This window comes from Ohtaekwangia sp., from assembly GCF_036786105.1.
In the GTDB taxonomy this organism is placed as follows: Bacteria; Bacteroidota; Bacteroidia; order Cytophagales; family Cyclobacteriaceae; genus Ohtaekwangia.
Window position 1 is genome coordinate 110,168 of record NZ_DAIQRQ010000003.1, and the last position, 12,477, is coordinate 122,644.

The following is a 12,477-nucleotide window of genomic DNA, read 5'->3' on the forward strand; positions in this document are numbered from 1 at the left end:
ATGGGTGCTAAAGTTAGTTAACAATTTCCAGGTAACCGGCCATTGGCTTGGAACCATCCCGTTTGTCAATGATATAGAAGTATGTACCATCAGGAAGGTTGGTGCCCATCATACTGATACCCTTGTTTGACCTACCGTCAAAGAAGATATCGATGTTGTTATAACCTTCGTGTTCATACACCAGTGTGCCTGCACGGTTAAATACTTTTACAATGTTGTTCGGGAAGTCCGCGATACAGTTGATGTAGAATATATCGTTCTTGCCATCACCGTTTCTGGATATACCGTTGTAAGGATGTATATCGTTAATCACATCAATCTCTTGTGATGATTGACAACCCATCTGTGTGATAACGGTTACTTTATAATGACCAGCCGGTATGCCGTTCAAAATAGGGTCACCGATAACCGTTCCATTGGCAGATTCCCAGATGATCTCATCAATATCTACGCTGTTTGTAACGGTTAGTATAATCTGACCATCTTCTCCTTCGCAGCTTGCAGGCAATGCTGCAATTTCAAACTGAGGGATGGTAGGGGCCGAGATGATCTCGTCACTCACAGGGTCAGACACGCATCCGGTGATCTTGCTGGTTGCCCGTACGGTATAAATGCCTACGGCAAGGCTGTCGTAGTATGCGCCTACAAAATCAGGCGAAGCTTTTACGACCGGACCAATATACCATTCGAAAATGTAGTCGGTAGTATTGCCGTTTACAGATGCCTGTAATATACCGTTATCTTCCACACAGCTTGTTACGTTCGAGACCACTTCAATTGTAGGTTGTTCGATACCTATTGGAGCAAAATCAATCGTTACTTGCGTTGTATCAGAACATCCGGTTACCAGATCGCTGGCAACAACGGTATACGTGCTGTCACGAAGATCGCCTACCTGCGGGCCGGTGCCAAATGGTGGCGGTGTAATAGTTTTACCATACCAGTCAAACGAGTAGTCAACTACATTTCCACCGACAGATGCCGATGCAACACCGTCAGCTTTTATAATATCGCAGTTGGTGCGAGGGCTGACTGCCTGTGCGGTCACAACAGGATATATCCGCATGTCGTCAACCACTACTGTGTCAGAAACCGTACAAACAACGTCTGTCTTATCGGTAGCAACAATCAGGTAAGTGTTTTGAACAAGACCTGTTACCAGCTTGCCGGTATAGTCAGGGCTAGCTTTTACAGTTGTTCCAATATACCATTTATAGTCGTAGTCATCCGGGCTGGGCGAAGTGATGATCGCATAAGTCGTACCATCAGGATTTACGCAGTAAGTAAGCGGACTTGCGGAAGCAGTCATCGTAACTACTGCTGTATCTTGTGATAATTGATAAGTATCCTTCACCTTACAGTGTGAGGTATTATTCTCGACTTGTACAGTAAAGAATCCAGGATTGATAGTCTGTGCTATATTTCCAGGGTTTCCGTTGCTATCCTGTCCTGTGACATTGGCTGCCGGCAATGCTGTGGTAGTTGTCTTCCCCAAGAACCAGTTATATGTATAAGAGGTGCCCGGCAATCCGCTCGCTTCTACTTCCAACTGTCCTAATACATTTGCAGGTTTTAAACACTTTGAAGGAACAACGAAACTCAATAAGTCAACTGTAATGGAGTTCAATGTTTCATCCGTAATGGTGAAGCTTGCGGTAACATCGCAGTGACTGGTGTTGTCTGTGGCCGTTACGTAAAAATCTCCGGCAGGAAGATTGCCAATATCACTTGGTATAGCATCATTGTCTGCTACTACACTGTTATCGATCTTTCTCCAATCGAAAATATAACCCGTGAATGGAGAAGTAATATTAGTAGTTCCATCTACCACGATGCGTTGGAATGCAGCGGTTCCCTGTGTCAATGCTGTGACTCCATCCGGACCACATTGGGTCAGTTGGGTGAAAGTCATATCACCATTGGCCAGGTTCACAGTAAGATCCATCGGGTTATCCAATATCGTAAAGGTGTTGTTTGTAAAGCAGCCGGCATTTACACCACCGTTGTCAGTTACTACAACTGTATATTCACCTGGTTTAAGATTACTGATGTTCTGTGTATTGGCTGTAAAAGACGCATCGGTTGAAGATGTCCATGCATAATCATAATCTGTTGCAACACTTCCAGAGCCGAGCGCGAGTGTGATTGATCCACTTCCCATATTGCCCACGACAGAGGTCTTGCAATATTTGTTCTCCGTGAGAGATGCGGCAGTAGTGGATGCATCAATAACAGGATCTGATACAGTTTGCTTGATGACAAACGTTGCTGAAGCACGACAGCCCTGCAGCGATCCTGTTCCAGCGGCTGCTGTTGCTACCATGGTATAATACTTAATTACCGTATTGAAAGGACCATTCGAATCGAACAGGTAGTTCCCTGCATTGGGGCTCGGGTTTACCGATGTTACCGGTGTACCCGTTCCGGGTGCAGTTTCCGGATCCACACTTCCTTCAAAATATTCAACGATGTAGTTGGCATCTGTAAACCCCGATGTCGGTTTCAATTCCGCGGTAATGCTTCCTCCTATACCAGGAACACATGTTGTAATATCTGTTTGCGAGAAGGGGGAAAGGATGTGCCCATTAAGGAATGGCAAGTAAATAGGAAATTCCTTTTTACAGCCTGTATCCCGGTTGGTGATCTCCACTACATATTGTCCATATTTTAATAAAGAGATGTTGGAGGTTGAAGAAGTACTAACAACATTAGCCGTGATCTCAACGCTGGAAGCAGTAACTGTAAAACCTCTATACCAGTGGAAATCATATCCGGAGGCACTTGTTGCCGGATTGATAACAACGTCTATAGCACCGTCAGCCGAGTTACAATCGTTAGGAGCCGAAAGTCCCGGAGAGTTAATAGTGATATCAACAATATTATTTTGTACAGTAGCCTGTACAGCCGGAGTAACACAACCATATAGTTTATGTTTCGCTCTTACCGTATAAGTACCAGGGGCAATACCGCTTAAGATATTGGTTTGGCTGGATGCAATGAGCTTGGATGCTATAACTGCGCTACCTTCATACCATTCAAACGTGTAATCGCTTGGTGTGCCAGGGCTTACGGATTGAACTTCTATTTGGCTGTTATTCGGTGAACAAGTTGACTGGCCCGTAGGGGTAACACTTACAATGGTAGCGGGCACTGGTCCGGTTAATGTAATCTGTGCAGTAGAAGAACATCCGGTAGTTTTACCGGTAACCTTTACCGTGTAGGTGCCGGAAGGTTGACCTGTGATTGACTGACCGGTAGCCCCGGCGATAGGTGTTGCAGTATTGGGACCTTTGTACCATTGATACGTATAGTCAGATGCATTGCCCTGTACATTAACAGTGGCCGCGCCAATATTTCCTGTACATGATAATTGATCCGAATCTTTTGTGATGCTTGTTATAACCGGAGGCAGTGTTTGCTTAACTTTTACAGTTACTGTATCGGAATTACATTTTGATGAATTGTTTGTAGCGAATACTGTATAGTTGCCAGCACCTAGGTTTGAATAAACAGAGCCGCTGAAGTCTACAGTAGGTAAAACTTTTGAGCCGTTAAACCAAGAGAAGGTATATCCACTCACAGAGCCACCTACCGTAGCCGTTGCACTTCCTGAGGTTGTTGCAGAACAGGTTATGTCTACATGTGATGTGTCAATCGTATAGGGAACAGGGCCCGTTATAGCTTCAGAGTCGTTACCACCGCAGCCGGTTGCTTTATCTATCACCAGTACAGAGTATGTACCCGGTTTTAAACTGGTTAATGTGTGGCTTAAACCAAGTGTATCTCCTACGAGAATGTCAGGTCCTGCAAACCAGATATAGCTGAACTTTCCCACCGGCTCCCCAACGCCATCGCCGTCAGTATCATTAACTACGGCTTGGAGTACGCCATTCGGATTTTTACAGTTATCAGAATTTTGAACATCCATAACTTTTACATCGATCGTACGTGATGTTTCGCCCACGTTGATCGATACTGTATCAGAATTACAGTTTGCTGTTTTGTGTACTGCATATACCGTGTAAGTACCTGCAGGAAGACCGGTATAGGTAAAGCCTACATAATCTGCTGAAGCCATGGGTTTGGCAACGTTACCTTTCGACCAGTAGAATTTGAAATTTGTAGAGTCTTTCAGCCCGCTGCTTAAGGTAACATACGCCTTCACTGCGCCATTATCCGGTGATGGTGGTATACCAGGCGCTGCGCTGGCACACTTCAGGTTGTCACGAATCAGTTGGGCATTCAATGTTACCGGCAGAGGTATCACATCCGCCTTCAGTATATTATCTCCATAATCGCATTCCTTAATGGCGGTTTTAGGATTGGGTATTGTGATAGGAGACGGAACCGTAGTTCCATTGTCGTTCAATACAATGTATAGAGTAAACGAAGATCCTGGCCCGGTCACAGTAACGTTTGATTGAACGAGGGTATCACCCGGATTCATATTGCTTAAAGGAATCACAGTAGTTCCCAGCAGTGTTGCACCTGCAGCAGTAGGATCACCGTTGTAAAATGAAACGGGAAGATTACCGCTCACGCCTATATCACCTTTGTTCCTGAATTTGAATGAAACCTTAAAGCTCTTGTCAGGACAGGTGGGGGGAGCGATGAGTATATTTGTGTTGGTCTTTCCATCGTATGGAACAACAGCAAGGTTAGGCGCCGCAAACGAAGGACAACCATAGGAGTTTAGATAAGGAGCCTGGTTAAGGAAGTTGTTCAGTGGTCGGCTTGTTCCAGTAACAAAACATTTCGCATTCTCAGCATAGATCAGGTGATGGCCTTGAATCTTAAGAGGAATAGAAAGGTCATCATTTACGTTTACCACAAAATAACCATGCTGGTTCCAGAGCTTACGAGCAGGTACCCAGGGAACATTGGCTGATTGATATACCCGTACTTCGGCATCGTCCCACAGATCGTGGTTTCTTCCGAGCACAGCTTCGTCCACAGCACAGGTAACACAAATTTCAGTTGACCCATCACCATCCATATCCACAACAATGGGATATTCATTGGAAGTACGGGATGCACACCGAACCGGTGTACTGCGCGTAACCGATACTGTTCCACTTGTATTTGTAGTAGTGTAGATATAAATATAGTCTTCGTCACGGTATACGATCTCTGATTTACCATCGGCATTGAAGTCAAACATGGTACAGCCGGTGTAACCTGAAGTTTCTTCTGTTACCCCACGTCTCCACAATGTGTCGAGCGCGCTTCCAGTCTCTTTCAAAGCATAAAGATATTTACCTGAAACATATACTGCGTTCATAGCTCCATCGCCATCTATATCTGCCAGGTTAATACGACCCGCACCGTTTTGCCAGCCGTTGGTATACCGGCTATCTCCTGTAATAGATTTGTCGGTATAGGTCTTTAGCTGATTGTTGTGAACGTCCCAGAAAAATATAGTTGTTGTTTGATTGCTGTTATTCGCATCATCGTTGAGAGAACCAACGGCAACAACGTCCAGGTATCCGTCTACGTTAAAGTCGGCTATACTGGTTCCACTACCCGATGTCCTGATTTTGCGGGTAAAGTATTCGGTTCTTTGTTTACTTAATGTCAACGTAGAACCATTCACCGGGGGAATGGCAGGTGGAGGAGATGGCCTGTTTATGGTTACTTCATAAATCCGACAACCAGCTACAAGTTCCATATTGGTGCTGGCTGTAAGTATATCTACTGCTATAGGAGCATTACTGTTCTTTTGGAAGGTGTTATCGAAGATATTCTCTCCCATAAGTGTACCGGAGTGAGCATCATAGATCTGAGTACGTGTATATAGCTCAACGGCACCATCACCATCGAAGTCTGCAAGGCCCATCGTACCAGGATAAAAGGAATAACTTATCGGGTTTGTCCATATCTTGGTACCGTTACAGTTATAGGCTATAATCTTGTAATTATTCCCATCAGTGGAGGCGCTTAATATGAAAATTTCCGCACATCCATCTTTGTTGATATCGGCCATCGCTATATCTTCAAAAGTAGGAGGGAGGCCATCGGGGAGTGTATTGATCTGTTTGTCGAGTACCAGTGTACCACTACCTCCTGCCGGAGCCTGCAGGATATTGATAACACCTTCCGCAGGTGAAACATTACCACTTCGATAAGTCGTAACAATTTCAGGAACGCCATCATTGTCTACATCCCCTGCGATTAATCGGTTAATGTGATTGGCCCGCTTCGGTTCTGATTTATACTTGATCTTCATCTCGAATGGTGGAAAGCTGTCGGGCTTCACATTACAGGTTATGTCTTTGCCAATAAAGAAGTTGGCACAAGCCGCATCTATGGAACATTCTTTGTCATAACAATCAATAAAACGGTCACCATCATCATCAATGCCATTGTCACAAATCTCACATACTTTGCCAGGGCAGTCACCATCACGGCAGTCTACCAGTCCATCGCCATCGTCATCGAGGTTGTTGTTACAATTAGATTCCTGGGCAAACGAATTTACGGCTATCAGACTGAGAAATAAGATGATCAGTAAAATCAACCTTTTCATAGGGGTAAAGAAATTAAGTGCAAATCTAAGGACACAAGTCTCATCTACATCGTTTTGGGCGACCAATATTCTTTAAGCTTACCTTTATTTGTACTACTAACTATAGGATGGCTTAAAATTCCTGGTATCTGTTCCAGACGGTTCAATGTATGTGAGTCCTGATACTATATTAAGATCAGCGGGAGTCTTGTAACCAAAAGATGTAAGGTTTGCAGCCCAAATGTTTGCGGAAACAGGAGGCTAATCGACAGCCGGTAGGAAACCGCCGATAAATTGCATGAGTATATTAACGTATTAAGGTTATGCTGCCTGCTCGTGGCACACCCTCTTCTCCGTCACAACGGATAATATAATAGTATACGCCATCGGGAAGTTTCTTGCCATTGAAGGTTCCATCCCAGTTATTCTGGTATGGCTTGGCATCAAATACTTTTACCCCCTTATCATCGTATATAACAATACCGCATTGTGGATAACCTTGAATGTTTTCAATCACCCACAATTCATTGGGGCCATCGTTGTTAGGAGATATAAAATTGCCTGGCTTCAGTTTGTTTACAATGGCTTCACCAGCCACTTTTACCACTACTGTTCCAGAACCCTGGCATCCGTTGCTATCAAGCCCTTTTACGGTATAAGTAGTGGTTACGAGGGGTGTTGCTACCGGATTTGCTATGGTGGCATTAGACAGGGTTTCGGCTGGTTCCCAGGTATAATTATCAAGTCCTGAGGCCGATAGCTGAGATGATTCACCTTCGTTAATCTGATCGGGCGTAGCGGATGCTACGACTAATGTTGCCGGCAATGTCTGCACCGTACGACTTGCCGTGAGCACACAGCCATTGGAAGCTGTTACATCAACGGTATAGGTACCCGCCGTTGTTACTTCAATAGAAGATGTAGAGGCTCCTGTACTCCAGGTATAGCTTGTGAAAGACCCGTTGACTTCGAGCAGCAATGGGCTGCCTTCACAGAATGTGTAAGTATCAGACGGGTTTGTAATCGCTACAGGAGGTGCCGTTGTTATAGTTATAGGAACCGTTACAGTGTTTGCACAAGCATTGTCTTTATAAGATACCGTCAGCGCGACATTGTATGATGTGGCTGTTGTAAAAATATGCTCAGGTTCTTTGTCAGCAGAGGTCTTGCCATCACCGAAATTCCAGCTATAGAAAGTAGTAGCCGAAGCATCGGATGTCGATGTGTTGGTGAATTTAACATTTTGCCCGGCACATGCTGATGCAGGTGCTGTAAACGCTGCTGTGATGGACGAAGCTACACTTACTGTTACAGGTGCAGTTTCGATGTTAACACTGCAACCAGCGTTAGATGCCTTTACGGTATAGCTGCCACTTGAGGAAGGAGTAGAGGTAACCGAATAGGTTGGTCCTGTAGCGATTGAAGTACCATCTTTAAACCATTGATAGGTATAGGCAGCATCATTCGGTACAACCGATAGACTTTTGTTGGGATCCCCCTGGCAGAGGACCACTGCGTCAGCAGGGCTTATGGAAAAAGTCGGAACATTTATAGCTTCTACGAGCGTGGATTCTCTGCGCGCAAAACATGTTCCTACAATCACATCTACATAATAGCGTCCTGCGTTGTCGAGACTAAAATTGCTTACGTCAGGAGGATTTGCTCCAGTGGCTGAATAACCATTGGGCCCTGTCCATTTATAGCTTGCGCCTATGTCGGTGGTTAAACTTAGTTTTAGAGTACTTCCTATGCAGACAGGGCCGTTGTTGATCGGATTAACCAGTGCCGCGGAACCTGCAGAGATGGTTATATCGATGCCATCAGACTCTTCCCCACATGTTCCTGCCGATGAACATGTGGACCCTTCGGCTAATATTCTTACAGTATAAGTTCCGGTTCCTGATGCCGCTGTTACAGCAAATGAACTTTGGTTAAGCCCGCATGACATTACTATGCCGTTCTTTTTCCACTCATAGTATGCGCCATTGCTTACAGTTGCTTTTAACGTAAAAGGCAAAGCAGCAGTACAAAGTGCGAGCGGGGTTTCCTTAGGAGTGATCACCGGGAATACACAGGATGTATTCCTGAAAACAGAAACTTTGGATGCCAGTACACTGGCATTATCAATACTGGTAAACGATATATCCGGTTTACCGTCTCCGTCAAGATCGCCAATGCGCACGTGTCGGGTGACATAGGTGGTGTTAACAGTTTGCTTTACAAAGGAAAGATTGCCCGGGGTACTTTCATTGTTCAGAATCGTAAGTTTGGTTTGGGTAACGGAAGCTACAACAATATCGATGTTCCCATCACCATCTATATCACCAAAATCAAGTCCCCACGGATTGGCCTCAGTGGTTATAATCTTAGGAGTGCCAAAGCTGATGGAACTGGAACTTTGATTCAGAAAGACCGACACAGCCGCACCCAACAGCTGGGTAACTGCTATATCTTTCTTGCCATCGTTATCCAGATCTCCGATGCGTATTCTCTTTACCGTGTTACCAATGGGTAGGGTTGTAATGGTGCCGAGCGAAATAGTCCCGACTGTACTTTTATTTTCAATGATGAATAGGTTGCTCGTGGCAGTTTGAAATTGACTTGTTACGATTTCAGGATATGAGTCACCATTCAAATCTTCGGCTGCTATACCATCCGTACTGGCTGCCGATGGAATTGTCAGGTTAACAGGTGTTGCATCGAAGGCAATGGTTGATACAGTGCTTTGATTCACCAGTATGGAGATTGTATTGCTTCCCTGGTCTGTTATTAATACTTCTGGTTTACCGTTCAAATCCAGATCCGCAATCTCGATCTTGGTATTTTTTCTTCCGGTAAGTTTTATGGGGATAGTATTAAAATTTATGTTGCCCGGACCTGAGCTTGTGTTTTGCAAAACGAAAACTCGATCACTCAACGCTGTTGTACCTTCGGTTACTACAAGATCCTGTTTGCCATCACCGTTGAGGTCGCCACAGCGTACATGAAGAGAGAATGTGCCGAGGGCAAAGGGAATTTTTGTGAAGCTGATGCTGCCGCCCAACGTACTTGTGTTTCGAAGGATGGTGATGTTGTTGTTGCCATTGTTTGCTGTTGCTATATCTGGTTTACCATCATTATCAAGATCGCAAAGGCAATGATCGTAAAGCCCTTTCTCCGCGTCAAAGTCCGATTGCGTACTAAGGCTGGCTGTGTTGAACGGATGTTTTCCACTGAAGCTTAATAAAAATGGATTTTCACTATATCCGGTAAGGCCGGTGGTGGTATTTGTAACGGCTATATTGCGATAGGTGGTGCCGGGTGGTACCTGCACTTCCAACAATTGATCCGTGACAGTAACAATGGAAGCTTTTACAGCACCAAAATATACTGCCAGGTTGGAAGCATTTGTTCCGAAATTACTTCCGGTGATTGAAAGGACTTCAGACATGCTACCGGAAGATCGGTTCACCGAACGTATATCCGGACGTTGCGCGAAAGACAAATGGAATACTAACAGCAGAAGAAGGATACCAACGGGTCTGGCAGCAAGTCTTAGCATTACTTTCATAATGCTATAAATGCAGCCGGGAGTTGAAAACGTAACCATAATCATATCTACTTCTGAGTCGTTACAACTAACAGACGAGCTGTTTTCAGTTTCGTATAAGTTTTCAGATTGCGGATTTCTTCATGTGCTTCCGATGCTTTGCTGGTTTCCAGCACATGCACGTAATACTTTTTGTCTTGTGGATTATAGAAGATATCCGCGTTGAACTTGTCGTTCACAAGTTTCCGTTTAAACGCATCCGCCTTGTTAAAGTCAGGAAATACATTGATTACCACAAAGTAACGCTTCTTATTTTCATCTGTCTTATTGATGTTATCCGGATCTTCTGTTCCCTCCTGGAAGCGGGCTGTGTGCTTCTCGTTAGGAGAACGTGTAAGTGTAGAACGCAGTACAGGTGCTGCGCGTTTAAATTTCTTAGCTGTGCCTAGTTTCACTCCCAATATTACTTCATGTGTGCCCTGAGAAAAACCACTTGCAGGCTGGCCTCCGGGTTCATAAGAATATCCTAATATGAACCGGTTTACTTTAAGGCCGAGGTTGGCCGTGTACCCGTAGGGCAACCGATAAGAGGCACCCACCCAGAAGTTTTCCGACAGATTGAGTTTTCCCAACAACTCGAACTGGCTTGTGCCGAACTTGGAATACTTGTAGTTAAAGTACAGCTCTAACGGGGCGATGGTTTCCTTTGATTTCACTTTTCGCTTCACGCCACCTCTCGTTTTACTTACAATTTTGCTCTCAACTTTCTTCTTGTAGTAGATCGTGAAGAAAACATTGTCAGTTGGTGATACCGTTGTAATATTAAAGCTGGCATCGCTATTGAACTTGGATGGAAATAATTGGGGAAGTGAGAGCCCTATATTTATACCGGAGCCAGAGCGATAGAGAAGACCAAAACTCGATACCGGTTGCATGTTGTTGGCAGCATAATTGGCAATAGCAGGATCGTTGGGGTCAGTGATTTTATTTACATCAATCGAATTACTGATAGCGCCTCCTGATAGTCCGAACATCAGCCAGTTTTTTTGCCCTACCGGCATCGCGTAAGCATACGACAAGGTGAAATCTGTTGTATTGAGAAGCCCTCGTTTGTAGGATGATATTTTTCCTCCAACACCCGCGCGACTTTCATTGATCATCGTATTGAAAGTCAGTGTAGATAATTGAGGCGCCCCCTCGATACCCGTCCATTGCTGACGATGCAATGCGTATATGTACGTATAGTCGGTAATGGCCTCTGCAGGATTGTACAAATATGGATTAACAAAGAAATTATTGTAAACAGGGTAGTTCTGTGCAGATACAGTATATCCACACACCAAGCATAGAAGGCTGATAAGTGAGTTAAAAAAATATCGCATTCCCGTCCATTAATATGGGCCTTTGCTTAAAAGCCACTCTAAGTTTGTGCGCGCAAGTACAAATGAACTAACATTAGAGTGAATTGTATCAGTTTAAAAAGTCAGTTTACAGAAAACTCACGAATATACAGCGTTTTTTTGGTTTAATAGAATTGTTCATCGCCTAACTTGAGTGAAAACCCCTATTTTTGGGCATTTAAAGAGAAAGAATTAACCCTCAAAACTGGAAGTTCGTGAGAGCACGTTTAGCAAGTGTTTTTATTCTTATATTTTTATCTTACAAAGCATACACGCAGGTATTGGTAGGTCCTGTTGCAGGCTTCAATTATTCCTGGACGTCATTTGGTGACAAGGATTTGAAAAGTCAGTATCGTGTTACACCCGTTATGGGGTATCATATTGGTGGTCATCTCGCGTTTAAAGTGCGTAAACGATTCTTTTTGCACACGTCACTAATCTATTCAACCAAGGGCAAGGATATGACCAGAAGGGGTAAAGATGTTTCCAATGATCCTGAAGGCCTCGCTTTAAAGCTGAAGTATAACTATATCGAGATGCCTTTAGTATATACCGCTTATTTTAAAGGTACGATCGGTACAAAATCGTTTAAATATTCACTTGGTATAGGTCCAAACGTAAGTTACTGGCTGGGAGGAAAAGGAACCTTTGAAAATGGTGACACACATGAATTTCATGGCGGAGACTCATATGTTATTCCCGTGAAGATCAAGTTTGGAAAAGATCCGGCAACGGCTCAGGAAACCGATATGGTCATTCAACATCCCAACCGTATACAGTTAGGACTCAACTTTACAGCCGGATTCTTATTTGAACCAGCGCGTGATCGGGAAATGGTCTTAACGTTGCGCTACGAGTTAGGACACTCATATCTAAGCAGAGAAAGCAATGGTGTGTTCGGTCCTGAATTTCGTTCCTTTAGTGAAACACAAAAAATACGCAACCAGGGATTCCGCATATCGCTTGCCTACCTGATCGATCTGAAAGTAGAAGAACGTAAGAAGGGAAAGAGTACTATCGACCGGAGACGTCCGAAGTAATTT

General features: G+C 44.2%; 4 protein-coding genes. 1 reads left to right on the top strand and 3 read right to left on the bottom strand.

Annotation, left to right across the window (positions count from 1 at the left end):
- Window positions 1–13: 13 nt before the first annotated feature.
- From V7Q33_RS02550 to V7Q33_RS02560, 3 genes are all read right to left on the bottom strand, one after another.
- Window positions 14–6,526, bottom strand: coding sequence for a gliding motility-associated C-terminal domain-containing protein (locus V7Q33_RS02550; protein WP_333818798.1), 6,513 nt, complete (start codon window positions 6,524–6,526; stop codon window positions 14–16).
- Window positions 6,527–6,812: 286 nt separating this feature from the next.
- On the bottom strand, window positions 6,813–10,100 hold the full coding sequence (locus V7Q33_RS02555) for an FG-GAP-like repeat-containing protein (protein WP_333818799.1): 3,288 nt from the start codon (window positions 10,098–10,100) through the stop codon (window positions 6,813–6,815).
- Between the two features lie 2 nt (window positions 10,101–10,102).
- Entirely contained in the window at window positions 10,103–11,416 is a 1,314-nt protein-coding gene (locus V7Q33_RS02560; protein WP_331983390.1) for a PorP/SprF family type IX secretion system membrane protein, read from the bottom strand.
- Window positions 11,417–11,649: 233 nt separating this feature from the next.
- On the opposite strand from V7Q33_RS02560, the gene V7Q33_RS02565 reads away from it, so the two are divergent.
- Window positions 11,650–12,474, top strand: a complete 825-nt coding sequence (locus V7Q33_RS02565; protein ID WP_333818800.1) for an outer membrane beta-barrel protein — start codon at window positions 11,650–11,652, stop codon at window positions 12,472–12,474.
- Window positions 12,475–12,477 lie beyond the last annotated feature (3 nt).

Excerpts from the sequence above, each read along its gene's own strand:
- V7Q33_RS02550 (WP_333818798.1), bottom strand. The coding sequence starts at position 6,526 with ATGAAAAGGTTGATTTTACTGATCATCTTATTTCTCAGTCTGATAGCC.
- V7Q33_RS02555 (WP_333818799.1), bottom strand. The coding sequence starts at position 10,100 with ATGATTATGGTTACGTTTTCAACTCCCGGCTGCATTTATAGCATTATG.
- V7Q33_RS02560 (WP_331983390.1), bottom strand. The coding sequence starts at position 11,416 with ATGCGATATTTTTTTAACTCACTTATCAGCCTTCTATGCTTGGTGTGT.